At 59.4% G+C, this 25,896-nt stretch carries 24 protein-coding genes; 17 read left to right on the top strand and 7 right to left on the bottom strand.

Annotated elements, in window-relative coordinates; genetic code table 11:
* From lpxA to ACSJLU_RS19565, 6 genes are all read left to right on the top strand, one after another.
* A complete protein-coding gene (gene lpxA / locus ACSJLU_RS19590) occupies nucleotides 1-789 on the top strand; it encodes an acyl-ACP--UDP-N-acetylglucosamine O-acyltransferase (protein ID WP_342096769.1) in 789 nt (262 codons plus the stop codon).
* A gap of 3 nt (nucleotides 790-792) precedes the next feature.
* Nucleotides 793-1,941 carry a lipid-A-disaccharide synthase gene (gene lpxB / locus ACSJLU_RS19585; RefSeq protein ID WP_004931967.1) on the top strand — a complete coding sequence of 383 codons (1,149 nt, stop codon included), beginning with the start codon at nucleotides 793-795 and terminating at the stop codon, nucleotides 1,939-1,941.
* The gene (rnhB, locus tag ACSJLU_RS19580; RefSeq protein WP_025304028.1) at nucleotides 1,938-2,531 is read left to right on the top strand and encodes a ribonuclease HII; all 594 of its coding nucleotides are present in this window, start codon (nucleotides 1,938-1,940) and stop codon (nucleotides 2,529-2,531) included. Before lpxB ends, rnhB begins: the two co-directional genes overlap by 4 nt.
* Nucleotides 2,532-2,609: 78 nt before the next feature.
* A complete protein-coding gene (dnaE, locus tag ACSJLU_RS19575) occupies nucleotides 2,610-6,098 on the top strand; it encodes a DNA polymerase III subunit alpha (protein WP_025304027.1) in 3,489 nt (1,162 codons plus the stop codon).
* A 12-nt stretch (nucleotides 6,099-6,110) separates the two neighbouring features.
* On the top strand, nucleotides 6,111-7,070 hold the full coding sequence (gene accA / locus ACSJLU_RS19570) for an acetyl-CoA carboxylase carboxyl transferase subunit alpha (RefSeq protein ID WP_019455765.1): 960 nt from the start codon (nucleotides 6,111-6,113) through the stop codon (nucleotides 7,068-7,070).
* Nucleotides 7,071-7,181: 111 nt separating this feature from the next.
* Nucleotides 7,182-9,323, top strand: a complete 2,142-nt coding sequence (locus ACSJLU_RS19565; RefSeq protein ID WP_380828007.1) for a lysine decarboxylase LdcC — start codon at nucleotides 7,182-7,184, stop codon at nucleotides 9,321-9,323.
* Between the two features lie 4 nt (nucleotides 9,324-9,327).
* Here the strand turns inward: ACSJLU_RS19565 and ACSJLU_RS19560 are convergent, their stop codons facing one another.
* Nucleotides 9,328-9,873 carry a MarR family winged helix-turn-helix transcriptional regulator gene (locus ACSJLU_RS19560; protein ID WP_025304025.1) on the bottom strand — a complete coding sequence of 182 codons (546 nt, stop codon included), beginning with the start codon at nucleotides 9,871-9,873 and terminating at the stop codon, nucleotides 9,328-9,330.
* A gap of 147 nt (nucleotides 9,874-10,020) precedes the next feature.
* Here ACSJLU_RS19560 and ACSJLU_RS19555 point away from each other — a divergent pair, with 147 nt between their 5' ends.
* The 8 genes from ACSJLU_RS19555 (at nucleotide 10,021) to ACSJLU_RS19520 (ending at nucleotide 19,563) form a co-directional block, all read left to right on the top strand.
* Entirely contained in the window at nucleotides 10,021-10,254 is a 234-nt protein-coding gene (locus ACSJLU_RS19555; protein ID WP_025304024.1) for a glutaredoxin domain-containing protein, read from the top strand.
* A 110-nt stretch (nucleotides 10,255-10,364) separates the two neighbouring features.
* The gene (locus ACSJLU_RS19550; RefSeq protein WP_025304023.1) at nucleotides 10,365-10,754 is read left to right on the top strand and encodes a VOC family protein; all 390 of its coding nucleotides are present in this window, start codon (nucleotides 10,365-10,367) and stop codon (nucleotides 10,752-10,754) included.
* 89 nt (nucleotides 10,755-10,843) lie between these two features.
* On the top strand, nucleotides 10,844-12,400 hold the full coding sequence (cadC, locus tag ACSJLU_RS19545) for a lysine decarboxylation/transport transcriptional activator CadC (protein ID WP_049203373.1): 1,557 nt from the start codon (nucleotides 10,844-10,846) through the stop codon (nucleotides 12,398-12,400).
* A 369-nt stretch (nucleotides 12,401-12,769) separates the two neighbouring features.
* Nucleotides 12,770-14,113 carry a cadaverine/lysine antiporter gene (gene cadB / locus ACSJLU_RS19540; RefSeq protein ID WP_025304021.1) on the top strand — a complete coding sequence of 448 codons (1,344 nt, stop codon included), beginning with the start codon at nucleotides 12,770-12,772 and terminating at the stop codon, nucleotides 14,111-14,113.
* A 95-nt stretch (nucleotides 14,114-14,208) separates the two neighbouring features.
* Complete coding sequence (gene cadA, locus ACSJLU_RS19535) at nucleotides 14,209-16,347, top strand: lysine decarboxylase CadA (RefSeq protein ID WP_025304020.1); 2,139 nt, start codon at nucleotides 14,209-14,211, stop codon at nucleotides 16,345-16,347.
* A gap of 68 nt (nucleotides 16,348-16,415) precedes the next feature.
* Nucleotides 16,416-17,861 (top strand): dipeptide permease DtpD, encoded by a 1,446-nt coding sequence (gene dtpD, locus ACSJLU_RS19530; protein WP_049203279.1) that lies wholly within the window; start codon nucleotides 16,416-16,418, stop codon nucleotides 17,859-17,861.
* Nucleotides 17,862-17,917: 56 nt separating this feature from the next.
* Nucleotides 17,918-19,249 carry a tRNA lysidine(34) synthetase TilS gene (gene tilS / locus ACSJLU_RS19525; RefSeq protein ID WP_089196207.1) on the top strand — a complete coding sequence of 444 codons (1,332 nt, stop codon included), beginning with the start codon at nucleotides 17,918-17,920 and terminating at the stop codon, nucleotides 19,247-19,249.
* Nucleotides 19,249-19,563: a c-type cytochrome gene (locus ACSJLU_RS19520; RefSeq protein WP_043139932.1), complete on the top strand. Its 315-nt coding sequence runs from the start codon at nucleotides 19,249-19,251 to the stop codon at nucleotides 19,561-19,563. Before tilS ends, ACSJLU_RS19520 begins: the two co-directional genes overlap by 1 nt.
* Nucleotides 19,564-19,613: 50 nt before the next feature.
* Here ACSJLU_RS19520 and rof read toward each other — a convergent pair whose 3' ends face one another.
* A complete protein-coding gene (gene rof / locus ACSJLU_RS19515; RefSeq protein WP_004931991.1) occupies nucleotides 19,614-19,877 on the bottom strand; it encodes a Rho-binding antiterminator in 264 nt (87 codons plus the stop codon).
* Nucleotides 19,864-20,064 (bottom strand): YaeP family protein, encoded by a 201-nt coding sequence (locus tag ACSJLU_RS19510; RefSeq protein WP_004931993.1) that lies wholly within the window; start codon nucleotides 20,062-20,064, stop codon nucleotides 19,864-19,866. The genes rof and ACSJLU_RS19510 overlap by 14 nt, the downstream gene beginning before the upstream one ends.
* Before the next feature lie 213 nt (nucleotides 20,065-20,277).
* Between ACSJLU_RS19510 and ACSJLU_RS19505 the strand changes: the two genes are divergently transcribed.
* Genes ACSJLU_RS19505 through nlpE form a run of 3 tightly spaced genes read left to right on the top strand, consistent with a single transcriptional unit; the run spans nucleotide 20,278 to nucleotide 21,956 of the window.
* Nucleotides 20,278-20,826, top strand: coding sequence for a YaeQ family protein (locus tag ACSJLU_RS19505; RefSeq protein WP_025304016.1), 549 nt, complete (start codon nucleotides 20,278-20,280; stop codon nucleotides 20,824-20,826).
* Nucleotides 20,827-20,829: 3 nt separating this feature from the next.
* Nucleotides 20,830-21,243 (top strand): alternative ribosome rescue aminoacyl-tRNA hydrolase ArfB, encoded by a 414-nt coding sequence (gene arfB / locus ACSJLU_RS19500; RefSeq protein ID WP_004931997.1) that lies wholly within the window; start codon nucleotides 20,830-20,832, stop codon nucleotides 21,241-21,243.
* A gap of 29 nt (nucleotides 21,244-21,272) precedes the next feature.
* Entirely contained in the window at nucleotides 21,273-21,956 is a 684-nt protein-coding gene (gene nlpE, locus ACSJLU_RS19495) for an envelope stress response activation lipoprotein NlpE (protein WP_016929868.1), read from the top strand.
* Between the two features lie 60 nt (nucleotides 21,957-22,016).
* Here the strand turns inward: nlpE and proS are convergent, their stop codons facing one another.
* The 4 genes from proS to ACSJLU_RS19475 form a co-directional block, all read right to left on the bottom strand.
* Nucleotides 22,017-23,735, bottom strand: a complete 1,719-nt coding sequence (gene proS / locus ACSJLU_RS19490; protein WP_089196204.1) for a proline--tRNA ligase — start codon at nucleotides 23,733-23,735, stop codon at nucleotides 22,017-22,019.
* A 112-nt stretch (nucleotides 23,736-23,847) separates the two neighbouring features.
* Nucleotides 23,848-24,555, bottom strand: a complete 708-nt coding sequence (gene tsaA / locus ACSJLU_RS19485) for a tRNA (N6-threonylcarbamoyladenosine(37)-N6)-methyltransferase TrmO (protein ID WP_033644898.1) — start codon at nucleotides 24,553-24,555, stop codon at nucleotides 23,848-23,850.
* Nucleotides 24,552-24,956, bottom strand: coding sequence for an Rcs stress response system protein RcsF (gene rcsF / locus ACSJLU_RS19480; protein ID WP_025304011.1), 405 nt, complete (start codon nucleotides 24,954-24,956; stop codon nucleotides 24,552-24,554). Before rcsF ends, tsaA begins: the two co-directional genes overlap by 4 nt.
* Nucleotides 24,957-25,070: 114 nt before the next feature.
* The gene (locus ACSJLU_RS19475; protein ID WP_025304010.1) at nucleotides 25,071-25,886 is read right to left on the bottom strand and encodes a MetQ/NlpA family lipoprotein; all 816 of its coding nucleotides are present in this window, start codon (nucleotides 25,884-25,886) and stop codon (nucleotides 25,071-25,073) included.
* Nucleotides 25,887-25,896: the final 10 nt, after the last annotated feature.

Here is a 25,896-nt window from a genome sequence, read left to right as displayed (position 1 = left end):
GTGATTGACCAAACCGCCTTTATCCATCCTAGCGCGATAGTCGAAGAGGGCGCCGTGATCGGCGCCAACGTGCATATCGGCCCTTTCTGCTACGTCGGCTCCCAGGTGGAAATCGGCGCCGGCACGGTGATGAAATCCCACGTGGTGGTGAACGGTATTACCAAGATTGGCTGCGATAACCAGATTTATCAGTTCGCTTCCATCGGTGAAGTGAACCAGGATCTGAAATACGCAGGCGAACCGACGCGCGTTGAAGTGGGCGATCGCAACCGCATCCGCGAAAGCGTCACCATTCACCGCGGCACCGCGCAGGGCACCGGCCTGACCAAAGTGGGCAACGACAACCTGCTGATGGTCAACGTGCACGTTGCCCACGACTGTGTGGTCGGCAATTCTTGCGTGTTGGCCAACAATGCCACGCTGGCGGGGCATGTGGAAATCGACGATCACGCCATCATTGGCGGTATGACGGCGATCCACCAGTTCTGCATTATCGGCGCGCATGTGATGGTAGGCGGTTGTTCCGGCGTCGCTCAGGACGTGCCTCCTTTCGTCATCGCGCAGGGCAACCACGCGACGCCGTTCGGCGTCAACGCGGTCGGCCTGAAGCGTCGCGGTTTTGATAAGGATGAAATGCAGGCGATCCGCAACGCCTACAAAATCCTGTATCGCAGTGAAAAAACGCTGGATGAAGCGAAGGCGGAAATCGAAGCCCTGGCCAAAGAGCAGCCGGTGGTGCAGCAGTACCTCGATTTCTTCACCCGTTCCACCCGCGGCATCATTCGCTGAGCTATGTCGAATCGTCCATTGACTATCGGACTGGTCGCCGGAGAAACCTCCGGTGACATTCTCGGCGCCGGTTTGATCCGCGCGCTCAAGGCGCAGATCCCCGACGCGCGTTTCGTTGGCGTCGCCGGTCCGCTAATGCAGGCCGAAGGCTGCGAAGCCTGGTACGAAATGGAAGAGCTGGCGGTCATGGGCGTGGTGGAAGTGCTCGAGCGCTTGCCACGCCTGTTGAAGATCCGCAAGGATCTCACTCGCCGCTTCGGTGAGCTGCGGCCGGACGTGTTTGTCGGCATCGACGCGCCGGACTTCAACATCACGCTGGAAGGCCGCCTCAAGCAGCGCGGCATTCGCACCATCCACTACGTCAGCCCGTCCGTGTGGGCCTGGCGGCAAAAGCGCGTTTTCAAAATAGGCAAAGCCACCGATTTGGTGCTGGCCTTTCTCCCTTTCGAAAAAGCGTTTTACGATCGTTTCAACGTCCCCTGCCGGTTTATCGGCCACACCATGGCGGACGCCATGCCGCTGCAGCCCGATCGGTTGGCGGCGCGCGCTCAGCTTGGCATCGCTCCGCAGGCGCGCTGTTTGGCTTTGCTGCCGGGCAGCCGCGGCGCCGAAGTCGAGATGCTGAGCGCCGACTTCCTCAAAACCGCGCAGCTGCTGCGCACGCGTTATCCCGAGCTGGAAGTGGTGGTGCCGCTGGTTAACGCCAAACGGCGCGAGCAGTTTGAGCGCATCAAGGCCGAGGTTGCGCCGGATCTGACGGTACATCTGCTGAACGGCCAGGGGCGCGAGGCGATGATCGCCAGCGACGCGGCGCTGCTGGCATCCGGCACGGCGGCGCTGGAGTGCATGCTGGCCAAGTGCCCGATGGTGGTGGGCTATCGCATGAAGCCGTTCACTTTCTGGCTGGCGCAGAAGCTGGTGAAAACGCCTTACGTTTCGCTGCCGAATCTGTTGGCGGGGCGCGAAATTGTCACCGAGCTGCTGCAGCATGACTGCGTGCCGGACAAACTGGCCGCCGCCGTGATGCCACTGTTGGAAGAGAGCCCGGAAACCGACGCGCTGAAACAAACTTTCCTTACCTTGCACCAAAGCATTCGTTGCGGTGCGGACGAACAGGCCGCTCAGGCTGTGTTGGAGCTGGCGAAAGCATGATTGAACCCTTTATCTATCCCGCTGCCACGCTGATTGCCGGTGTGGACGAAGTGGGCCGCGGCCCGTTGGTCGGCGCGGTGGTCACCGCTGCCGTGATCCTCGATCCGGCGCAGCCGATCGTCGGTCTGGCGGACTCCAAGAAACTCAGTGAAAAACGCCGCCTGGCGCTGTATGACGAAATCGTCGCCAAGGCGCTCTCCTGGAGCCTGGGGCGCGCCGAACCGGCGGAAATCGACCAGCTGAATATTTTGCACGCCACCATGTTGGCGATGCAGCGCGCGGTGGCCGGGTTGCATATCGCGCCGGACATGGTTTTAATCGACGGTAACCGTTGCCCGAACCTGCCGATGCGTTCGCAGGCGGTGGTGAAGGGCGACAGCCGTGTGGCGGAGATCAGCGCGGCGTCCATTCTGGCGAAGGTCACGCGCGATCGCGAAATGGCCGAGCTGGACAGCGAGTTCCCGGACTACGGTTTCGCGCAGCATAAAGGCTACCCGACCGCCCTCCACCTGGAGCGGCTGGCTGCGTTGGGCGCCACCGAGCATCATCGCCGCAGCTTCGCGCCGGTGAAAAGAGCGCTGGCGCTGTAGTCTGCGGGCCTGACCGGGCTCGACGATAGCATTAACCCGGGCTCAGCCTGCTGAGCCCCTTCAATCAGGTATCTGGAGATGGCCGAACCTCGTTTTATTCACCTGCGCGTCCACAGTGACTACTCCATGATTGATGGATTGGCCAAGACGGCGCCGCTGGTGAAAAGAGCCGCCGCGTTAGCCATGCCTGCTCTGGCAATCACTGATTTCACCAACCTCTGCGGGCTGGTGAAGTTCTACGGCAGCGCGCACGGCGCCGGGATCAAACCGATCATCGGCGCGGATTTCCATGTGCAAAGCGATGAGCTGGGCGACGAACTGGCTCAGCTGACGGTGCTGGCCAGCAACAACGAAGGCTACCAGAACCTGACGCTGCTGATTTCCCGCGCCTATCAGCGTGGCTACGGCGCCGCCGGCCCGACCATTGATCGCGACTGGCTGATTGAACATCGCGAAGGGCTGATCCTGCTTTCCGGCGCGCGTCAGGGCGACGTCGGCAAGTTCCTGCTGCGCGGTAACCAGGCGCAGGTGGATCAATGCCTGGACTTCTACCAACAGTATTTCCCGGACTGTTACTACCTAGAACTGATCCGCACCGGCCGCCCGGACGAAGAGAACTATCTGCATGCGGCGGTGGCGCTGGCCACCGAGCGCGGTTTGCCGGTGGTGGCCACCAACGACGTGCGCTTCCTGGTGGAAGACGATTTTGACGCTCATGAAATTCGCGTCGCCATTCACGACGGTTTTACGCTGGACGATCCCAAGCGGCCACGCAACTACAGCCCGCAGCAATACATGCGCAGCGAAGACGAGATGTGCGAGCTGTTCGCCGACATCCCGGAAGCGCTGCTGAACAGCGTCGAGATCGCCAAGCGCTGTAACGTCACCATTCGCCTCGGCGAATACTTCCTGCCGCAGTTCCCAACCGGCGATATGAGCACCGAGGACTTCCTGGTGCTCAAATCTAAAGAAGGGCTGGAAGAGCGTCTCGAGTTCCTGTTCCCCGATCCTGAAGTGCGCGCGCAGCGCCGCCCGGAATACGACGAGCGTCTGGACGTCGAGCTGAAGGTGATCAACCAGATGGGGTTCCCCGGCTACTTCCTGATCGTGATGGAGTTTATCCAGTGGTCGAAGGACAACAACGTGCCGGTGGGCCCAGGGCGCGGCTCCGGCGCCGGTTCTCTGGTGGCCTATGCGTTGAAAATCACCGACCTCGATCCGCTGGAATTCGACCTGCTGTTCGAACGCTTCCTGAACCCGGAACGTGTTTCGATGCCCGACTTCGACGTCGACTTCTGCATGGAGAAGCGCGACCAGGTGATCGAGCACGTGGCGGAGATGTACGGCCGCGAAGCGGTATCGCAGATCATCACCTTCGGCACCATGGCGGCGAAAGCGGTTATCCGCGACGTAGGCCGCGTGTTGGGGCACCCGTACGGGTTCGTCGATCGCATCTCCAAACTGGTGCCGCCGGATCCGGGCATGACGCTGGAGAAAGCCTTCGCCGCCGAACCGCAGCTGCCGGAGATTTACGAGGCCGACGAAGAGGTCAAGGCGCTGATCGACATGGCGCGCAAGCTGGAAGGGGTGACGCGCAACGCCGGTAAACACGCCGGTGGCGTGGTGATCGCGCCGACCAAGATCACCGACTTCGCGCCGCTGTACTGCGATGCCGAAGGGCACCATCCGGTGACCCAGTTCGACAAGAACGACGTGGAATACGCCGGGCTGGTGAAGTTCGACTTCCTCGGCCTGCGTACTCTGACCATCATCGACTGGGCGCTGGAAATGATCAACGCCCGGCGCGCCAAGACCGGGCTGGAACCGATCGACATCGCCGCCATTCCGCTCGACGACAAGAAAAGCTTCGACATGCTGCAGCGCTCGGAAACCACGGCGGTGTTCCAGCTAGAATCGCGCGGCATGAAGGATTTGATCAAACGCCTGAAGCCCGACTGCTTCGAAGACATGATCGCACTGGTGGCGCTGTTCCGTCCGGGGCCGCTGCAGTCGGGGATGGTGGATAACTTCATCGACCGCAAGCACGGCCGCGAAGAGATCTCCTACCCGGACATTCAGTGGCAGCACGAGTCGCTCAAGCCGGTGCTGGAACCGACCTACGGCATCATCCTGTATCAGGAACAGGTGATGCAGATTGCCCAGGTGTTGGCCGGCTACACCTTGGGTGGCGCGGACATGCTGCGTCGTGCGATGGGTAAAAAGAACCCGGTCGAAATGGCCAAGCAGCGCGGCGGCTTTGAAGACGGCGCGAAATCGCGCGGCATCGACGGTGAACTGTCGGTGAAAATCTTCGACCTGGTGGAGAAATTCGCCGGTTACGGCTTCAACAAATCGCACTCCGCCGCCTATGCGCTGGTGTCGTATCAGACGCTGTGGCTGAAGGCGCACTACCCGGCCGAGTTTATGGCGGCAGTCATGACCGCCGATATGGACAACACCGACAAAGTGGTTGGGCTGGTGGACGAATGTTGGCGCATGGGGCTGAAGATCCTGCCGCCGGACATCAACAGTGGCCTGTATCACTTCCACGTCAACGACGACGGCGAGATCGTTTATGGCATCGGCGCGATCAAGGGCGTGGGGGAAGGGCCGATCGAGGCCATTATCGAGGCGCGCAATAGCGGCGAACAAGGTTACTTCAAAGACCTGTTCGACCTGTGCGCGCGCTCTGACATCAAGAAACTGAACCGCCGCATTCTGGAAAAACTGATCATGTCCGGGGCGTTCGATCGCCTTGGGCCGCACCGCGCCGCGCTGATGAATTCGCTCGGCGACGCGTTGAAAGCGGCGGATCAGCATGCGAAAGCCGAAGCTATTGGCCAGGTGGATATGTTTGGCGTACTGGCGGAAGCGCCGGAGCAGGTGGAGCAATCCTACGCCAATATTGCGCCCTGGCCAGAGCAGGTGGTGCTGGACGGTGAGCGGGAGACGCTGGGGCTCTACCTGACTGGCCACCCGATCACCCAGTACCTGAAGGAAATCGAACGTTACGCCGGTGGCCAGCGTTTGAAAGACATGCACCCGACGGATCGGGGCAAAATGACTACCGCCGTCGGGTTGGTGGTCGCCGCGCGGGTCATGGTGACCAAGCGCGGCAACCGTATCGGCATTTGCACGCTGGATGACCGTTCGGGCCGTCTGGAAGTGATGCTATTCACCGAAGCGCTAGAAAAATACCAGCATTTGTTGGAAAAAGACCGTATCCTTATCGCCAGTGGACAGGTCAGCTTTGATGACTTTAGCGGCGGGCTTAAAATGATGGCCCGCGAGGTAATGGACATCAGTGAAGCCCGGGAAAAATACGCTCGCGGGCTTGCTATCTCGCTGACTGACAGGCAAATTGATGACCAGCTTTTGAACCGTCTCCGTCAGTCGTTGGAACCCCATCGCTCGGGGACGATTCCAGTGCATCTCTACTATCAACGGGAAGATGCACGAGCCAAGCTGCGTTTTGGCGCAACCTGGCGCGTGACGCCCACCGACCGCTTGTTGATCGACTTGCGGACGTTGGTAGGCAATGAGCAGGTGGACTTGGAATTTGACTAAAATAGGAATGCTATGAGTCTGAATTTTCTTGATTTTGAACAGCCGATTGCAGAGCTGGAAGCGAAAATTGACTCGCTGACTGCAGTCAGCCGTCAAGACGAAAAATTAGATATTAATCTGGACGAAGAGGTTCAGCGCCTGCGTGAAAAGAGCGTTGAGCTGACGCGCAAGATTTTTGCCGATCTTGGGGCCTGGCAGATTGCCCAATTGGCACGCCACCCGCGCCGTCCTTATACCCTGGATTATATCAAACACATCTTTACCGACTTCGAAGAGTTGGCGGGCGATCGCGCTTACGCTGACGACAAAGCGATCGTCGGTGGCATTGCGCGCCTGGATGGCCGCCCGGTGATGATCATCGGGCACCAGAAAGGCCGTGAAACCAAAGAGAAGATCCGCCGCAACTTCGGCATGCCGGCGCCGGAAGGTTACCGTAAGGCGCTGCGCCTGATGGAAATGGCCGCACGCTTCAAGATGCCGCTCATCACCTTTATCGATACTCCGGGCGCTTATCCGGGCGTGGGTGCGGAAGAACGCGGCCAGTCAGAAGCCATCGCGCGCAACCTGCGTGAGATGTCGCGTCTGAACATCCCGGTCATCTGCACCGTCATCGGCGAAGGTGGCTCCGGCGGCGCGCTGGCGATCGGCGTGGGCGATAAGGTGAACATGCTGCAGTACAGCACCTACTCGGTGATTTCGCCGGAAGGCTGTGCCTCCATCCTGTGGAAGAGTGCCGACAAGGCGCCGCTGGCCGCAGAAGCGATGGGCATTACCGCACCGCGTCTGAAAGAGTTGAAGCTGATCGATTCGGTGATCCCGGAGCCGCTGGGTTCCGCGCACCGCGACGTGCCGGCGATGGCTGCCGCGCTGAAAGCGCAGCTGCTGGCCGATCTGAAAGATCTGGATGGTCTGAACGACGAAGAGTTGCTCAACCGTCGCTACCAGCGTCTGATGAACTACGGCTACTGCTGAGTTCTGTTCTTCGCTGCAAGAAACCGCCTCCGGGCGGTTTTTTTTTGGCTACACACCGCCGGATTTTCGTGGTGTTATAGAGACTTGGCCGTTAACTGACAGGAGCTGCCGATGAATATCATCGCCATCATGGGCCCGACGGGCGTCTACTACAAAGATGAGCCGATCCGCGAGCTCCACGCTGCGCTGGCCACCATGGGATTCCAACTGGTGTACCCCAAAAACAGCGGTGACCTGCTGAAGCTGATCGAAGCCAATGCCCGCATCTGTGGGGTGATCTTCGACTGGGACGACTACAGTCTGGAGCTGTGCAGCGAGATCAACGAGCTGAACGAATACCTACCGCTGTACGCCTTTATCAATACCCACTCCACCTTCGACGTCAGCCTGCATGAAATGCGCATGGTGCTCTATTTCTTCGAGTATGGCCTGAATGCGGCGGACGATATCGCGCAGCGCATCCAGCAGTACACCGCAGAATATATTGATACCATTACGCCGCCGCTGACCAAGGCGCTGTTCAACTACGTGCGCGAAGGGAAGTACACCTTCTGCACGCCGGGCCACATGGCCGGCACCGCGTTCCAAAAAAGCCCGGTGGGCTGCCTGTTCTATGACTTTTTCGGCGCCAATACCCTGAAGGCCGACATTTCGATTTCGGTCACCGAGCTCGGCTCGCTGTTGGATCACACCGGGCCGCACCTCGAGGCCGAAGAGTATATTGCGCGTACTTTCAACGCCGAGCAGAGCTATCTGGTTACCAACGGCACCTCCACCGCCAACAAGATCGTCGGCATGTATTCGGCGCCGGCGGGCAGCACGGTGCTGATCGACCGCAACTGCCACAAATCGCTGTGCCACTTGCTGATGATGAGCGATATCGTTCCGATCTATCTGCGCCCGCTGCGCAACGCCTACGGCATCCTTGGCGGCATTCCGCAGCGCGAGTTCACCCGCGTCAGCATCGCCGCTCGGGTGCAGGAGACCCCGAACGCCACCTGGCCGGTGCATGCGGTGATCACCAATTCCACCTATGACGGCCTGCTGTATAACACCGACTACATCAAGCAGACGCTGGCAGTGCCGTCGATCCACTTCGACTCCGCCTGGGTGCCTTACACCAACTTCCATCCGATTTACGACGGCAAGAGCGGCATGAGCGGCGATCGGGTGCCCGGAAAGGTCATCTACGAAACTCAATCCACCCACAAGCTGCTGGCGGCCTTCTCCCAGGCCTCGATGATTCATATCAAGGGCGACTACGACGAGAGCACCTTCAACGAAGCCTACATGATGCACACCACCACCTCGCCGCACTATGGCATTGTGGCATCGATGGAGACCGCCGCCGCCATGCTGCGCGGCAACCCGGGGCGCCGCTTGATCAATCGATCGGTGGAGCGCGCGCTGCATTTTCGCCGTGAAGTGCAGCGGCTGCGCGAGGAGAGCGACAGTTGGTTCTTTGACATTTGGCAGCCGGAGGAGATCGATGAGGCGCAGTGTTGGCCATTGGATCCTGACGATAACTGGCACGGCTTCGGCCAGACCGATCGCGATCATATGTACCTCGATCCGATCAAGGTGACGATCCTGACGCCGGGCATGAACGAGCTGGGTGCGCTGGAGGAAGAGGGGATCCCGGCGGCGCTGGTGGCGAAGTATCTCGACGAGCGCGGCATCGTGGTGGAGAAGACCGGGCCGTACAACCTGCTGTTCCTGTTCAGCATCGGCATCGACAAAACCAAGGCGATGAGCCTGTTGCGCGGCCTGACTGATTTCAAGCGCGCCTACGATCTCAACCTGCGGGTGAAGAATATGCTGCCGGATCTGTACGCCGAGGATCCGGATTTTTATCGCCATATGCGTATCCAGGATCTGGCTGCCGGCATTCATCGGCTGATCCGCCAACACGATCTGCCGCGCCTGATGCAGCGGGCGTTCGACGTGCTGCCTGAAATGAAGCTGACGCCGCACCAGATGTTCCAGGAGCAGGTGCGCGGCAATGTGGAAACCTGCGAGCTGGATCAGTTGGTGGGCAAGGTGGCGGCCAATATGATCCTGCCTTATCCGCCGGGCGTGCCGCTGGTGATGCCGGGAGAAATGATCACCGAAGAGAGCCGGGCGGTGCTCGATTTCCTGCTGATGCTGTGCTCTATCGGTGAGCGCTATCCCGGTTTTGAAACCGACATCCACGGCGCCAAACTGACGGAGGACGGGCGCTATCTGGTGAAGGTGTTGAAAGCGCCAGCATAATCGTTTAGGCGAATTCTCGGCAGATCAGGTTCACGCTGTCGAGCGGCAGCGGTTCCTGTGTCAGGCCGCAAAACGGTTGGCCATTGCGCTGCTGGTGATAGCGGCAGCGGTGGCATTCGCCGAACAGCGCCGCATTTTCCTGCCGCTGCAGTTGGCGCAGCAGCTGGGTTAACAGCGCCTGCAACTGTTCGCCGTCCTGCTGCATGGCGTCTTGCGCCTGCTGCAGATAGGCAGGAGGAAACAGAGTCTCCATTAAACTTCGCGATTTTTCTGTCAGCCGCAGCCGCACGCTGCGGCGATCCTTTGCGTCCGCCGTGCGGGCGATCATGCCGTTCAGCTCCAGCTTTTTCAGCGATTGGGACACAGTTCCCTTGGTCAGGCCAAGGTATTCCGCCACGGCCATCGGCGTGTTGGAGTAATGATTACAGCGTGCCAGATAGTAGAGCGCGCTCAGCTGCACCGGCGGCAGGCTTTCCAATTCTTCGTGGCTGCGCAGCCAGCTGCGTTGCAGGCTATTCAGGCGTTCAAGCAGATCAAACAGTTTTAGCATCGTATCCTCATCAGGCTGCGTAAATAGTATCGATTAAAAACTATATTGACAAGTCATTGGTGCTGGCATACTGTTCACATTGTTTCGATTCGAAACAATATGGGTAAGTAAACGTGCCCGAAACCGTCAATACCAAGGAGAATGAGGATGACTAAGGCCGTGTTTTATCATGCCGGCTGCCCGGTATGCGTGAGTGCCGAACAGCAGCTGTTGGGACTGTTGAGCGATAACGTGCAGGTGGAAGTGGTGCACCTGGGGGAACGCCCAACGCGCGTGGCGGAAGCTGAGCGCCTCGGCGTGCAGAGTGTACCGGCGCTGGTGGTCGATGGGCAGGTGCTGCACATCAACTTCGGCGCGGCGTTGGCGGATCTGAAGGCCTGAGACGCCGTGTGCTGAATCATGCCCCGCGGCAATCCGCGGGGTTTTTGCCGTTGACGTCATCGCCGCCGCCGGATACCGTGCCCCATCAGAATGAACAGGAGAGGGTTTCTATGCTGGGATTACGTCAGGTGCATCACATTGCGATCATTGGCGCGAACTACGCTGCCAGTAAGCATTTCTATTGCGATATTCTCGGTTTTACCCTGCTGAGTGAAGTTTACCGCGAGGAGCGCGACTCCTGGAAAGCGGATCTCGCGCTCAACGGACAATACACTATCGAACTGTTTTCTTTCCCTTCGCCGCCGGCCCGCGTCAGCCGCCCGGAGGCCTGCGGCCTGCGCCATCTGGCGTTCAGCGTTGACGACATCGATCGGGCCATCGCCCATCTGCAGGCGGCCGGCGTTGCCTGCGAACCGGTGCGCGTCGATCCCTACACCCAATCCCGCTTTACCTTTTTCAGCGATCCTGATGGTTTACCGTTAGAATTATACGAGAGTTAACGGCTTAATCGCCTCCCGGCGGCCACAGCCGGGGGCGGTTATGCTATGATCGCGCCCTTGCCCTACATGCCTACAGAGTTATTTCCGCCATGCAAGAGCCTGCTTTTCGCGTCGGGGAGTGGCTGGTTACCCCTGCCGACAACACCATCAGCCGAGACGGCCGCCAGAAAACGCTGGAACCGCGCCTGATCGACATGCTGTGCTATTTCGCCCGGCACCCCGATGTGGTGCTGAGCCGCGACGAGCTGATCGACAACGTCTGGAAGCGCAATATCGTCACCAACCACGTGGTGACTCAATGTATTTCAGAGCTGCGCAAATACCTGAAAGACGGCGACAGCGACAGCCCGGAATACATTATCACCGTGCCCAAGCGCGGGTATAAGCTGGCGACGTCGGTGATATGGTGTGAAGAGGGAGAGACGCAACCCGCTCCCGCACAGGCGCCGCAGATCGCGGTGATCATGCATGAGCCGGAAGACGGCAGCGATGACGACGACGAGACGCCGTACGTGCCGCCGAGCCGGCCCCGAGCGCCGGTCGCCGCGCCTGACGAAAAGCTGCCGCGCTTTTATCTCCGCTCGACGTTCTGGGTGTGGCTGGCGTTTCTGGCGGCGCTCAGCGTCTGCGTGGCGTTTGTCGGCATCGCCACGCTGTCACAGCGCGTGCCGGTTTCGACCATGCCGGTGCTGCTCAACCCGCGCGATATCGATATTCGCATCCAGGGCGGCGAGAGCTGCAGCAACTGGATGCCGCAGCTCTCTTATGTGGTGGGCGTCAGCGAGCTGATCACCGATTCGCTCAACACCTACTCGACCTTCCTGGTGCACGACCAAACCAATTACAACTATTCCGGCCCCAGCAACTCGGGCAAGTCGCTGTATATCGAGTTCGTCAATCAGCGCCACTACCGCGCCCAGCAGTGTTTCCTGTCCGTGCGGCTGGTGGATAACGCCGACAGCTCAATCATGTTGGACAAGCGTTACTTCATTACCGCCGATAACCAGCTGAAGATCCAAAGCGATTTCCTCGCCAGCCTGTCCACGGCGCTGAAGCAGCCCTGGCCGCCGCAGTTGGAGCAGCGTCTGGCGCAGCTGCTGCCCGACAACGGGCCGCTGCTGCAGCGCTTCTACCAGGCACATCAATTGTTGATCCACGGTGATGCCGATTCGTTGACTCGCGCCAGCGCTCAGCTGAGCGAGCTGATTAAAAGCGCGCCGAATTTCCACTACCTGCTGGCGGAAAAGGCGCTGGTGGATGTGCTGCGCAATTCTTACCAACCGTTCGACAGCCAGGCCTTGGCACAATTGCGCGCCGATATCAGCCATCTGACGACGATCCCCGAATTGAAAAACACGCCGATCATGCAGCAAGTTCTGGCGGTCGATGCGTTGGCGCAGGGGCGCATTGACGAGGCGCACCGGGCGATCGATCTGGGGATTGAGTTGCAAATGTCGTGGCTGAATTATGTGTTGCTGGGCAAAGTGTATGAAATGCAGGGGCAGAATCATTTGGCGGCGGATTCTTATATTACCGCGTTCAATTTGCGCCCCGGTGAGGATACCTTGCATTGGATCACCAATGGCGTATTCCAGACGTCATTGACCAACGTGGTGCCTTATTTAAATAACTACCAGCACCAATAATTAACCGATACTACGCCGCCATTATTCTCCGGGAATGCTGTCGGCGTTATTTATTGGTGAAGACATGTTGCGCCATTGTGTTATTTTGCTGCGTAATATTGTTCCTTTTCTGTCGTTTGTTATTCATTATTAACCTGGGCATCATTCTGTTTTTAAACGATGTTTATCTTTTCTTTAGCAAACCTTTTTATCTTGATGTGTTAATCAAAAACCTCAGGTTATCATTTGTATGATCATGAGCGTAATCTCACTTTATCTTTAGGACTTTATTCCCCCCAATGGTTAGCATCCTGACTATCAAGCCGGCTCATTAAAATCTTTTATTTATGGGTGTGGCTTATAAGAAACGTAAATCAGGAGAAACTGACCATGGCTTCACCCAAGAAAATAGGGCTTATTGCCTGCACCGGCGTCGTCGCCGGCAATATGATGGGGAGCGGGATTGCCTTATTGCCCGCCAACCTGGCGAGTCTCGGATCCATCGCCATTTGGGGGTGGGTGATCTCGATTATCGGGGCGATGTCGCTGGCCTATGTGTATGCCCGTCTCGCCACCAAAAACCCGCAGCAGGGCGGCCCTATCGCCTACGCCGGTGAAATTTCCCCGGCCTTCGGTTTCCAGACCGGCGTGCTTTATTACCATGCTAACTGGATCGGTAACCTGGCCATCGGCATTACCGCCGTTTCTTATCTCTCCACCTTCTTCCCGGCGCTGAACAACCCAATACCTGCCGGTATCGCCTGTATTGCCATCGTGTGGGTCTTCACCTTCGTCAACATGCTGGGCGGAACCTGGGTCAGCCGTTTGACTACCCTGGGCCTGGTATTGGTGTTGATCCCGGTGATCGTGACCGCCACCCTCGGCTGGCACTGGTTTGACGCCGCCACCTACCAGGCTAACTGGAATACCTCCGGCACCACCGACAGCCATGCGGTCATCAAAAGTATTCTGCTGTGCCTGTGGGCGTTCATCGGCGTGGAATCCGCAGCGGTCAGCACCGGCATGGTGAAAAACCCGAAACGCACCGTGCCGCTGGCGACCATGCTCGGCACCGGCCTGGCGGGCATCATCTACATCGCCGCCACCCAGGTGATCAGCGGCATGTTCCCGGCGTCTGAAATGGCCGCCAGCGGCGCGCCGTTCGCCATCAGCGCCTCGGCGATTATGGGCAACTGGGCCGCACCGATGGTTTCCGCGTTCACCGCCTTTGCCTGCCTGACCTCGCTCGGGTCATGGATGATGCTGGTCGGCCAGGCCGGGGTGCGCGCCGCCAACGACGGCAACTTCCCGAAAGTGTACGGCGAGCTGGATAAAAACGGCATTCCGAAAAAAGGCCTGCTGCTGGCCGGCTGCAAAATGACCGCGCTGATGGTGCTGATCACCCTGATGAGCTCCGCCGGCGGCAAGGCTTCCGACCTGTTCGGCGAGCTGACCGGCATCGCGGTGCTGCTGACCATGCTGCCTTACTTCTATTCCTGCGTAGATCTGATCCGCTTCGAAGGGGTCAACGTGCGCAACCTGCTGAGCCTGATCGCTTCGGTGTGCGGCTGCGGCTTCTGCTTCATCGCGCTGATGGGCGCCAACTCATTCGAACTGTCCGGCACCTTTATCATCAGCCTGATTATCCTGATGTTCTACGCCCGGAAAATGAATACCCGCCAGGCTGCCAACGCAGCGGCGGTCGATGAAAACACCACGGCCAAAGCGCACTGATTCGCGTCCGCTGACCGACTGAATTTACCCAGCCCCTTTCTTTCCGACCTGTCAGCCGCGACGGGAAGGGGCTTGCTTTGCCAGGAGAAATGCATATGAACGTTATCGCCATCATGAATCACATGGGTGTCTACTTCAAAGAAGAGCCTATCCGTGAACTGCATCAGGCGCTGGAAAGTCTGGATTTCCGCATCGTTTACCCTAACGATCGCGAAGACCTGCTGAAACTGATCGAGAACAACGCCCGCCTGTGCGGGGTGATCTTCGACTGGGACAAATACAACCTGGAGCTGTGCGAAGAGATCAGTCAGCTGAACGAGTACATGCCGCTGTACGCGTTCGCCAACACCTATTCCACGCTGGACGTCAGCCTGAACGATCTGCGCATGCAGGTGCGCTTCTTCGAATATGCGCTCGGCGCGGCAACCGACATCGCCGCCAAGATCAAACAGAACACCGACGAGTATATCGACACCATCCTGCCGCCGTTGACCAAGGCGCTGTTTAAATACGTGCGCGAAGGCAAATACACTTTCTGTACGCCGGGCCACATGGGCGGCACCGCGTTCCAGAAGAGCCCGGTGGGCAGCCTGTTCTACGATTTCTTCGGCCCGAACACCATGAAGTCGGATATTTCGATTTCGGTGTCCGAACTGGGGTCGCTGCTGGATCACTCCGGCCCGCACAAAGAGGCGGAGGAGTACATTTCCCGCGTGTTCAACGCCGAACGCAGCTACATGGTCACCAACGGCACCTCCACCGCCAACAAGATCGTCGGCATGTATTCGGCGCCGGCGGGCAGCACGGTGCTGATTGACCGTAACTGCCACAAGTCGCTGACTCACCTGATGATGATGAGCGACATCACGCCGATCTACTTCCGCCCGACCCGCAACGCCTACGGCATCCTCGGCGGCATTCCGCAGAGCGAGTTCCAGCGCGCCACCATCGCCAAGCGCGTGAAGGAGACCCCGAACGCCACCTGGCCGGTGCACGCGGTGATCACCAACTCCACCTATGACGGGCTGCTGTACAACACCGACTTTATCAAGAACACCCTGGACGTGAAGTCGATCCACTTCGATTCCGCCTGGGTGCCTTACACCAACTTCCACCCGATCTATAAAGGCAAGTGCGGCATGAGCGGCGGCCGCGTGGAGGGCAAGGTGATCTACGAAACCCAGTCCACCCACAAACTGCTGGCGGCCTTCTCGCAGGCTTCGATGATTCATGTGAAGGGTGACATCAACGAAGAAACCTTCAACGAAGCCTACATGATGCACACCACCACCTCGCCGCACTACGGCATCGTGGCGTCGACCGAAACCGCCGCGGCGATGATGAAAGGCAACGCCGGCAAGCGCCTGATCCACGGCTCTATCGAGCGCGCGATCAAGTTCCGCAAAGAGATTAAACGCCTGAAAGTCGAGTCCGACGGCTGGTTCTTCGACGTCTGGCAGCCGGAGCATATCGATGAGCCGGAATGCTGGCCGCTGCGCTCCGACAGCGCCTGGCACGGTTTCAAGAACATCGACAACGAACACATGTATCTGGACCCGATCAAGGTCACCATTCTGACGCCGGGGATGAGCAAGGAAGGCGAGATGCAGCCGTTCGGTATCCCGGCCAGCATCGTGGCGAAATACCTCGACGAACGCGGCATCATCGTCGAGAAAACCGGGCCGTACAACCTGCTGTTCCTGTTCAGCATTGGCATCGACAAAACCAAGGCGCTCAGCCTGCTGCGCGCGATGACCGACTTTAAACGCTCGTTCGATCTGAACCTGCGGGTGAAAAACATGCTGCCTTCGCTGTATCACGAAGCGCCTGATTTCTATGAAAACATGCGCATTCAGGATCTGGCGCAGAACATTCACCGCCTGGTGGAGCAGCACAACCTGCCGGACCTGATGTACCGCGCGTTCGAAGTGCTGCCAACCATGGTGATGAATCCGTACCAGGCGTTCCAGAAAGAGCTGCACGGCGAAGTGGAAGAGGTCTATCTGGAAGAGATGGTCGGCAAGGTCAACGCCAACATGATCCTCCCATACCCGCCGGGCGTGCCGCTGGTGATGCCGGGCGAGATGCTGACCGAAGAGAGCCGGCCGGTGCTGGAGTTCCTGCAGATGCTGTGCGAAATCGGCGCGCATTATCCGGGTTTTGAAACCGACATTCACGGCGCCTATCGTCAGGCGGACGGACGTTATCGGGTGAAAGTGCTGAAGGCGAAATAACCGCAGCCAATAAGAGGGGAGGCGCTCGCGCTTCCCCTTTGCCGTTCACCGACTGATGGGAGACCTCCATGAAAACACCCTCACAGCCGCGCGCAATCTACTATGTCGTAGCGATACAAATTTGGGAATATTTCAGCTTTTACGGCATGCGTGCGTTACTGATCCTCTATCTGACCCACCAACTCGGCTATACCGACAGCCACGCCATCGATCTCTACAGCGCTTACGCTTCGTTAGTTTACGTCACTCCTATTCTTGGCGGCTGGCTCGCCGACCGCCTGCTGGGCAACCGCGTCGCGGTGATCGCCGGCGCGGCCCTGATGACCCTGGGGCATATCGTGCTTGGCCTGAGCGCGGTCTCCGCCCAGTCGCTCTATCTGGCGCTGGCCATCATCATCTGCGGCTACGGCCTGTTCAAATCCAATATCAGCTGCCTGCTGGGCGAGCTGTATCCGGCGCAGGACTCGCGCCGCGAAGGGGGCTTCTCGCTGCTGTACGCCGCCGGCAACGTCGGGTCTATTCTGGCGCCGATCGCCTGCGGGTTGGCGGCTGAGCGCTATGGCTGGCACGTCGGCTTTGCATTGGCCGGGATCGGCATGTTCGCCGGCCTGGTGATTTTCCTGCTCGGCGGGCGCCACTTCCGCCACACGCGTGGCGTGAATGTACCGCTGATGCGCGCCAGAAGCCTGGGCCTGCCGCACTGGGGTTGGCTGCTGGTGGTGCTGCTGGCGTCGCCGCTGTTCTTCACGCTGCTGTTTGAACGTGGCTGGGCCGGCTATTTGCTCGGGTTGGTGTGCGTGGCGGCGGTGGTGCTGGTGGCGCGCATTATGCTGCGCGCGGACACCGGCCAGCGCCGGGGGCTGTGGCAGATCGTTGTGCTGATGCTGCTAGGCACGCTGTTCTGGGCCTTTGCCCAGCAGGGCGGCAGCTCCATCAGCCTGTTTATCGATCATTTCGTTGACCGGCGCTGGTTCGGCTGGACGGTGCCGACCGCCTTGTTCCAGTCGGTTAACGCCTGTGCGGTGATGCTGGGCGGCGTGGCGCTGGCCTGGCTGGCGAGTGGCGATGGCGATCGCACGCTGCGCATCTGGTGCAAGTTCGCCTTCGGTCTGCTGTTGATCGGCGTCGGCTTTACGCTGATGGCGCTCAATACGCGGCTACACGGGCCGGGCTCGATGGGGCTGATGATCGCCGGTTTGGCGGTGATGGGCTTTGCCGAACTGTTTATCGATCCGGTGGCGATGGCGCAGATCACCCGGCTGAATATCCCCGGCGCCACCGGCGTGTTGACCGGCATCTATATGTTGGCGACCGGTTCGATCGCCAACTACCTGGCGGGCATCATCGCCAATCAGACCGCCGAAGATCACATAGAGGGGGCGGCGATGCAGGCGTATGGCCGCATTTTCGCCCAGATCGGCTGGGGAGCGGCCGGATGTGCGCTGGCGGTGATCGCGGTGCTGGGCGGCTGGTGGCTGCTGACGCGACGCCAGGCCCGGACGGTTAATGCTTGATTGATGGCGGTAGGCGGGGTTAACGTGCAGCTATGTAGAAGTGACAAAGCCTATCGATGGATACTGATCAATTAACGACGCAGGTGGCGGACCAGCTGGGCGCGCAGCAGCGGTTGCTGGTGGCGTTCAGCGGTGGCCTGGATTCCAGCGTGCTGCTGCATCTGCTGGCGGCGTTGCGCCGCCAACGTCCGGCGCTGCAGCTGCGTGCGCTGCACGTGCATCATGGCCTGAGCGCCTTTGCCGACCGTTGGGTTGAGCATTGCCGCAGCCGGTGTGCCGACTGGCAGATCCCGTTGACGGTGACGCATGTGCAGGTGGACGCCCGCCAGGGCGGCATCGAAGCGGCGGCGCGTGCGGCGCGCTATGCCGCCTTCAGCGCCGCCCTCACGGAGGGCGAAGCGCTGCTCACCGCGCAACACCTCGACGATCAAAGCGAAACCTTCCTGCTGGCGCTCAAGCGCGGCAGCGGGCCGGCGGGGCTGTCGGCGATGGCGGCGCGCGCGACGCTGGGCGAGCACCTGCTGTTGCGGCCGCTGTTGGGCTGTTCGCGTCAGACGCTGGAAAGCTACGCGCAACGCCACGCCTTAACCTGGATAGATGACGACAGCAATCAGGACACGCGCTTCGATCGCAATTTCCTGCGGTTGCAGGTGTTGCCGCAGCTCAACCAGCGCTGGCCGCACTTCGCCTCGGCGGTAGCGCGCAGCGCCAGCCTGTGCGCCGAACAGGAACAATTGTTGGACGAGCTGCTGGCGGAACCGCTGCAAAGCCTGTTGGCGGCGGATCGCTCATTGGCGATCGACGGTTTGACGGCCTGTTCGCCGGTGCGGCGCTTCGCTCTGTTGCGGCGCTGGATCGCATTGTTCAACGTCACCATGCCGGCGCGTGAGCAGTTGCAGCGTCTGTGGGATGAGGTGGCGCTCAGCCGGGAAGATGCCGAACCGCAGCTGCAGCTCGGCGCCTATCAGATCCGCCGTTTCCGCGGCCGATTGCACCTGTTGCCGCCGCTGGCGGCGCTGCGCGATGTGCATCTGCCCTGGCAGCCTGACCAGCCTCTGACGTTGCCGGACGGGCTGGGGCAGTTGGTTGCCGGTGAGGGCGATCTGGCGCTGCGTGCACCGCAGCCATCGCAGCAGATTAGCATTCGTTTCGGCGGCTTACAGGGCGCGGTGCGCATCGTGGGGCGCGCCCATTCGCGGTCGATAAAAAAACTGTGGCAGGAGCTGGGTATTCCTCCCTGGCAGCGTGAACGTATCCCGTTGATTTATTATGATGAGCAGCTGATCGCCGCGCTGGGCGTATTCGTCTGTGAGGCGGGGCAGGTGCCGGAAGGCGAACGCCCGTGGCGGCTGCGCTGGGAAAAAAATCATAATCGTGAGGAGCAATGATGAAGTTTGTGGAAATCGCGCTGTTGGCCGCCGGCCTGTTCAGCCTGCCGGCGTTGGCGGCGGGGGATGCGGCCGCCGGTCAGGCCAAAGCCGCCGCTTGCTCGGCCTGCCACGGCGCGCAGGGCAAGGTGACGGTGCCGATGTACCCGAATCTGGCCGGGCAGAACGCCATGTATCTGCAGCACGCGTTGCAGGCGTATAAGAAAGGGGAGCGCAACGGCGGCCAGGCCGAGGTGATGAAAGCCTATGTGTCGGGATTGTCGGATGATGATATCGCCGATCTGGCGGCCTATTACGCCAGCCTGAAGCCCTAAATGACGAGGGCAGCCGTTGGGCTGCCCTGTTGGGATGGGGTTACCGCTGCTCAGTCCGACAGGCTGACGACCACGGTACCGATTTCCGGATGACTGAAACTGCTGATATGGTCCAGACGCAGGTCGCGCTGCTGGCCGTTCTGTTCGATGGTCAGATACTCAACGCGTTTCTTTTGCAGCAGGTCGATCGCCTTGGCCTCGATCACTTCTCCGTCGCGTAACTCCAGCTTCAGAATAAGTTTATGCTGACAGGCGAGTTCCAGGTTGTCGTAGTCATCGCAATTGATGGGTTGGTACTCATCATTCATCAACATAGTCGCTCACCAATAAGTTAGCGGCGGCAAAGGCCGCCTGTTCCCTAACGGAGGACGGTAGCGCATCGTTCGCTGCGACATCGTCCAATGCCTTTAACGCACAAGCCAGCGCATCAGGCACGTAGCCAAGATCTCCACTGCCAATCTCGGCGTAAGTACGGCGTACTAACTCACAGTATTGTTGCACAGTTTCCTCCCTTAAGAACCTCTGCATCATCAAGACTTCTATCGCGATGAGGCGCAGGCTCTCGGAGTTTTATCCTATCCTAGACGACTATAGCACAGCTGTTATGGAGTTATCAGCACCCCGGCACGCCTTTCGCACTGCCGTGGCCTGGCCGCGCTGGCGGGGTTTGGCCCTGATCAAGTACACTGTCGCCGGATAATAACGAGGTCACCCATGGCGCTGAAAGCAACCATTTATAAAGCCGCGGTCAATATTGCTGATATGGATCGTCACTTCTACCACGACGCCACGCTGACGCTGGCGCAACACCCGTCCGAAAATGAGCAGCGCATGATGCTGCGCCTGTTGGCCTGGATCTGTCATGCCGACGAGCGGTTGGTGTTCACCAAAGGGCTGAGCGCCGACGACGAGCCGGAGATCTGGCAGCGCAACGACCACAACGGGCTGGAAATGTGGATCGAGATGGGATTACCCGACGAAAAACGCATCCGCAAGGCCTGCAACCAGTCGCCGCGCGTGGTGTTGTACGCTTACGGCGAGCGCGCTGCGCACGTGTGGTGGCAGGGAATGCAGGGTAAGGTGGCCGGCTACAAGAACCTGAGCGTGCGTTTCCTTGACGACGAGCAGTTGGCGCGCCTGACGGCATTGGCCAGCCGCACCATGACGCTGCAGGCAACGCTGCAGGAGGGAACTATTTGGCTGTCCGATGCTCAGAATAGTCTGGAAATCCAGTTTGCCGAGTGGCAGCAGGCACAGGTGTAACCGGTGCTGGAACTGTCAAGAAACGTAGCCATACCGGATAATGAACTGGAATTGACGGCGATCCGCGCACAGGGCGCGGGCGGCCAGCACGTGAACAAAACCTCAACGGCGATCCATTTGCGCTTTGACATCCGGGCATCCAGCCTGCCAGAGTATTATAAGGAAAGGCTGCTGGCGCTGAATCATCATCTCATTACCGCTGATGGCGTAGTGATTATCAAGGCGCAAGAGTATCGCAGTCAGGAATTGAATCGCGAAGCGGCGTTGGCCAGGTTGGTCGCGCTGATTCAGCAGGCGATGGTGGTGGAAAAAACGCGCAAGGCGACCAAGCCGACGAAAGGGGCGAAACTGCGTCGCCTGGAAGGCAAGACGCGTAAAGGCGCCACCAAGGCGCTGCGTGGCAAGGTTCGCACTTAGGAATACATGAACACAGTAGGAGAATAACTGTGAAGAAAATTACGGTAGCCCTGTTCTTGGCGGCAGGCGCACTCTCGTTGTTGGGATGCAACAATCATTATCAGCCGAAGGAACAACCGCTGCAGGCGATGCCGCAGAGTTATCAAGGATTGTTGCCTTGCGCCGATTGCGGCGGGCTGGATACGGCGCTGTTCCTGGATGAGGACGGCACCTTTGTTCTGCAGGAAACCTATCGCGGCACCAAAGACGGCGATCAGACCTTTGCCGACTACGGCAAATGGGCGCGCACTGCGGATAAGCTGGTGCTGACCGACAGCACCGGTGAAAAACGTTACTTCCGTCCGGTGGGCAAGAGCCTGGAGATGCTGGATCGCAGCGGCGCGCCGATCGCCTCCAAGCTGAACTATCGCCTGGAGCCGATTGAAAAACCGTTGCCTAAAACGCCGATGGTGATGAAAGGCAGTTACACCTATATGGCGGATGCGGCAGTTTTCAAGGACTGCGCTACCGGCATCACGTTCCCGGTGGATAACAACATCGCGCTGGAGCAAGGTTACGCCAAAGCCAACAAAAATGCCGGCGAGCCGGTGTTCCTGACCTTCAATGCGCATTTCAGCGTGCAGCCATCGATGGAAGAAGGGCAGATAGAGAAGGCGGTGGTACCGGACGGCAAAATCGCGTTCGACCGCAGCAAAAACTGCAGCAGCAAGTAAGCGTTTTCGGATATAAAAAAACCCGCCTAGGCGGGTTTTTTATTTTCTGGCGTTCGTCGCTCAGCGTTTGATCTGGCCCAGCAGGAAATCAACGATTTCGCCGGTTTTGATCATTTGCTTCTCGCCGACGCGGCGGTTCTTGTACTCGATCTCTTCGTTGTCGAGGTTACGGTCACCGATAACGATAGAGTGCGGCACGCCGATCAGTTCCATATCCGCGAACATCACGCCCGGACGCTCTTTGCGGTCATCGAGGATCACGTCGATGCCATGGGAGCGCAGAGTGTTGTACAGCTCTTCGGCGAGCGCCTGCACGCGGAACGACTTGTGCATGTTCATCGGCAGAATAGCGACCTGGAACGGCGCGATAGCGTCCGGCCAGATGATGCCGCGTTCGTCGTGGTTCTGCTCGATGGCGGCGGCCACAACGCGCGTGACTCCGATGCCGTAGCAACCCATGGTCAGTACCTGGTTACGGCCATCTTCGCCTTGCACGGTCGCTTTCATCGCTTCCGAATACTTGGTGCCGAGCTGGAAGATATGGCCCACTTCGATGCCACGTTTGATCAGCAGCGTACCCTGACCGTCCGGGCTGGCGTCGCCTTCCACCACGTTCCGGATATCGGCCACCTGCGGCAGCGGCAGATCGCGCTCCCAGTTGATGCCAAAGTAGTGTTTGCCGTCAACGTTGGCGCCGGCGCCAAAGTCGCTCATCGCCGCCACGCTGCGGTCAGCTACCACCGGCATCGGCAGGTTGACCGGGCCGAGTGAACCCGGGCCGGCACCGACGATGGCGCGAATTTCTTCTTCGGTGGCGAAGGTCAGCGGCGTGGCAACCAGCGCCAGCTTCTCTGCCTTGACTTCGTTCAGCTCGTGATCGCCGCGCACCAGCAGAGCGACCAGCTTGTGGCCGCTCTCTTCGGTGGCGCGTACCATCAGCGTCTTCACGGTTTTTTCCACTGGCAGCGCGAATTGCTCGACCAGCTCGGCGATGGTTTTTGCGTTCGGGGTATCTACCAGGCGCAGCGCTTCGCTGGCCGCCGCGCGCGGAGCCGCCGGCGCGACCGCTTCCGCCAGCTCGATGTTGGCGGCGAAGTCGGAACCGGTGGAGAACACGATATCGTCTTCACCGCTGTCTGCCAGCACCTGGAATTCGTGCGACGCACTGCCGCCGATCGAGCCGGTATCGGCCTGCACCGGGCGGAAATCCAGGCCCATGCGGCTGAAGATTTTGCTGTACGCTTCGTACATCGCGTCGTAAGTCTCCTGCAGAGACTCCTGCGAGGTATGGAAGGAGTAGGCATCCTTCATCAGGAACTCACGGGAACGCATCACGCCGAAACGTGGGCGCACTTCATCACGGAACTTGGTCTGGATCTGGAAGAAGTTCAGCGGCAGCTGCTTGTACGAGCTGATCTCGTTGCGGATCAGATCGGTAATCACTTCTTCATGCGTCGGGCCCAGCACGAAAGGACGGTCACCGCGGTCGACGAAGCGCAGCAGCTCGGGGCCGTATTGCTCCCAACGGCCGCTTTCCTGCCACAGGTCGGCAGGCTGAACCACCGGCATGGACACTTCGATCGCATTAGCATTGTTCATTTCTTCGCGAACGATGTTTTCAACCTTCTTCAGAACGCGCAGGCCGGTCGGCAGCCAGGTGTAAAGACCGGAGGCCAGCTTGCGGATCATCCCGGCGCGCAGCATCAGCTGGTGGCTGATCACTTCGGCGTCGGCAGGTGTCTCCTTCAGAGTGGAGAGCAGATATTGGCTAGTACGCATGGTGTTTTGGTTCCGTTAGAACTGCAAATTGCATCGGGCTGCCAGAGTGGCGGCCAAAAAGTGATTTAGTTTACCAGCGCGAGCGGGTCGCCAAAAGAGAGGCGGCGGAATTTTAACGCGGGTCGAGCGACAGCACTTCGGTGTGGCCGTCCACGACGCGCCAGCGCACGTTGAAATCCAGCAGCCAGACGGCGTAATCCCGTTCGACGTCCTCTCCTTTACGATAGGCGGGACGGGGGTCCTGTGCCAGCACCTGGCTGATAAAACGCCTTAATTGCGGGTAGCGCGCCTGATGTTGCTGCAGCTGCTGTTCCGCCTGCGGCGCGAAACGCACCGGCATATCGCCGGCGGGCGCGGCCTGGGCAAAGCCGGCGCGGGCCTGCGGTTGGCTCTCGGCGAACGGCAGATAAGGCTTGATGTCCACCACCGGGGTACCGTCGACCAGATCGAGGCTGCCCAGTTCCAGCGCCACTTCCCCGTTTTTCACCCGTACGCCTTTGAGCTCAATGAGCGACATGCCGAGCGGGTTGGGGCGGAAGGTGGAGCGGGTGGCGAACACGCCCATGCGGGCATTGCCGCCTAAACGCGGTGGGCGTACCGTCGGCCGCCAGCCGCCTTCCATGGTTTGATGGAAAATGAACATCACCCACAGATGGCTGAAATCGCTGAGACCGCGAACCGCTTCCGCCTGGTTGTAGGGCGGTAGCAACAGCAGTTCGCCGCCACCGTCTTCGACCAGCCCCGGTTGGCGGGGCACGGCGAATTTCTCTTTATACGGCGAGCGGATCACGCCGATCTGCTCGAAAACGAATTCGGTCATTTGGACGAGACGTTAAGCGCCGAGCCCTGGCAGACGGCCTGCTGATAACAACCGGCGACGCCGCTGACAATCTGGCAGTCGTGCAGCAGCACGGCGTTGGCCTTCATGTAAGACGCGCGGATTTGCATGCGTTTACGGGCGGTAGCCAGATTCGGTGGGGAGTCTTGTACGGTGGTTTGGCACGATTCGCCGGACACTTCACCCAGATCGCGGAACGGTTTACCCACGAGTTCTTCTGCACTTTTATACAGTTTTACCGGAGCGGGGCGGGCGGCCGGCGTGGTCTTGGCCGGGGCGGTCGTGGTCGGCTTGCTGGTGCTGTTTGTTGAGGATGGCGCGATACGTTGCGATGAACATCCGGCCAGCGCGAGCGCTAACAAACAGAGAGGTAAAACACGCATTGAGATTCCTCTGCCTTAATGAAAGTGGCGCTATTGAAGCAATCTATGGCGGAAATAACAAGACGGGCCTTGGCCCGTCTTGCAATTATAGGAATAAAATTGGTGAATAAGCGCTTACCAGCCTTTCACCGCACCGCCGTTGAAGATTTTGTTGGCGGCGGCGTCAACTTCGTCAGACTGATAGGCCTGCACGAATTTCTTCACGTTTTCCGCATCTTTGTTATCTTCGCGCGCAACCAGCAGGTTGACGTAAGGCGAGTCTTTATCTTCCACGAACAGACCGTCTTTCGCCGGCGTAAGGCCGATCTGGCTGGCGTAGGTGGTATTGATCACCGCCAGCGCGATCTGCTGATCGTCCAGAGAACGTGGCAGCTGAGGCGCTTCCAGCTCAACCAGCTTCAGGTTTTTCGGGTTCTCGGTCACGTCCAGCACGGTCGGCAGCAGGCCAACGCCGTCTTTCAGTTTGATCAGGCCGACTTTCTGCAGCAGCAGCAGCGAGCGGCCCAGGTTGGTCGGATCGTTAGGCAGTGCGATCTGAGAACCTTCTTTCAGCTCGTCCAGCGATTTGATTTTCTTGGAGTAACCGGCGATCGGGTAAACAAAGGTGCTGCCGACCGGCACCAGCTTGTAGCCGCGATCTTTGATCTGCTGATCCAGATAAGGCTTGTGCTGGAAGGCGTTCAGATCGATATCGCCTTTGCTCAGCGCTTCGTTTGGCAGCACGTAATCGTTGAAGGTGACCAGCTCGACGTCCAGACCGTATTTCTCTTTCGCCACTTTCTGCGCCACTTCAGCCACTTGCTGCTCTGCGCCGACGATCACGCCGACCTTGATGTGGTTTGGATTCTTTTCATCCTGGCCACAGCCCGCCAGAGCCAGAGTGCCGATCAGTGCGCCAATTGTCGCGATGGATTTAAATGTTAACGACATATCCCTTCCT

The sequence above is a fragment of the Serratia bockelmannii genome, from assembly GCF_051803255.1.
GTDB lineage: Bacteria > Pseudomonadota > Gammaproteobacteria > Enterobacterales > Enterobacteriaceae > Serratia > Serratia bockelmannii.
Note: the sequence above shows the minus strand (reverse complement) of the source record. Positions and strands in the feature narration are given on the sequence as shown.

Bases quoted from the DNA above. Each gene is read 5' to 3' on its own strand.
- proS (WP_089196204.1), bottom strand. From the start codon at position 23,735: ATGCGTACTAGCCAATATCTGCTCTCCACTCTGAAGGAGACACCTGCC.
- rnhB (WP_025304028.1), top strand. From the start codon at position 1,938: ATGATTGAACCCTTTATCTATCCCGCTGCCACGCTGATTGCCGGTGTG.
- ACSJLU_RS19520 (WP_043139932.1), top strand. From the start codon at position 19,249: ATGAAGTTTGTGGAAATCGCGCTGTTGGCCGCCGGCCTGTTCAGCCTG.
- dtpD (WP_049203279.1), top strand. From the start codon at position 16,416: ATGAAAACACCCTCACAGCCGCGCGCAATCTACTATGTCGTAGCGATA.
- tilS (WP_089196207.1), top strand. From the start codon at position 17,918: ATGGATACTGATCAATTAACGACGCAGGTGGCGGACCAGCTGGGCGCG.
- dnaE (WP_025304027.1), top strand. From the start codon at position 2,610: ATGGCCGAACCTCGTTTTATTCACCTGCGCGTCCACAGTGACTACTCC.
- cadA (WP_025304020.1), top strand. From the start codon at position 14,209: ATGAACGTTATCGCCATCATGAATCACATGGGTGTCTACTTCAAAGAA.
- ACSJLU_RS19565 (WP_380828007.1), top strand. From the start codon at position 7,182: ATGAATATCATCGCCATCATGGGCCCGACGGGCGTCTACTACAAAGAT.
- ACSJLU_RS19475 (WP_025304010.1), bottom strand. From the start codon at position 25,886: ATGTCGTTAACATTTAAATCCATCGCGACAATTGGCGCACTGATCGGC.
- rcsF (WP_025304011.1), bottom strand. From the start codon at position 24,956: ATGCGTGTTTTACCTCTCTGTTTGTTAGCGCTCGCGCTGGCCGGATGT.
- ACSJLU_RS19555 (WP_025304024.1), top strand. From the start codon at position 10,021: ATGACTAAGGCCGTGTTTTATCATGCCGGCTGCCCGGTATGCGTGAGT.
- cadC (WP_049203373.1), top strand. From the start codon at position 10,844: ATGCAAGAGCCTGCTTTTCGCGTCGGGGAGTGGCTGGTTACCCCTGCC.
- accA (WP_019455765.1), top strand. From the start codon at position 6,111: ATGAGTCTGAATTTTCTTGATTTTGAACAGCCGATTGCAGAGCTGGAA.
- lpxB (WP_004931967.1), top strand. From the start codon at position 793: ATGTCGAATCGTCCATTGACTATCGGACTGGTCGCCGGAGAAACCTCC.
- ACSJLU_RS19505 (WP_025304016.1), top strand. From the start codon at position 20,278: ATGGCGCTGAAAGCAACCATTTATAAAGCCGCGGTCAATATTGCTGAT.
- ACSJLU_RS19560 (WP_025304025.1), bottom strand. From the start codon at position 9,873: ATGCTAAAACTGTTTGATCTGCTTGAACGCCTGAATAGCCTGCAACGC.
- cadB (WP_025304021.1), top strand. From the start codon at position 12,770: ATGGCTTCACCCAAGAAAATAGGGCTTATTGCCTGCACCGGCGTCGTC.
- tsaA (WP_033644898.1), bottom strand. From the start codon at position 24,555: ATGACCGAATTCGTTTTCGAGCAGATCGGCGTGATCCGCTCGCCGTAT.
- rof (WP_004931991.1), bottom strand. From the start codon at position 19,877: ATGTTGATGAATGATGAGTACCAACCCATCAATTGCGATGACTACGAC.
- ACSJLU_RS19550 (WP_025304023.1), top strand. From the start codon at position 10,365: ATGCTGGGATTACGTCAGGTGCATCACATTGCGATCATTGGCGCGAAC.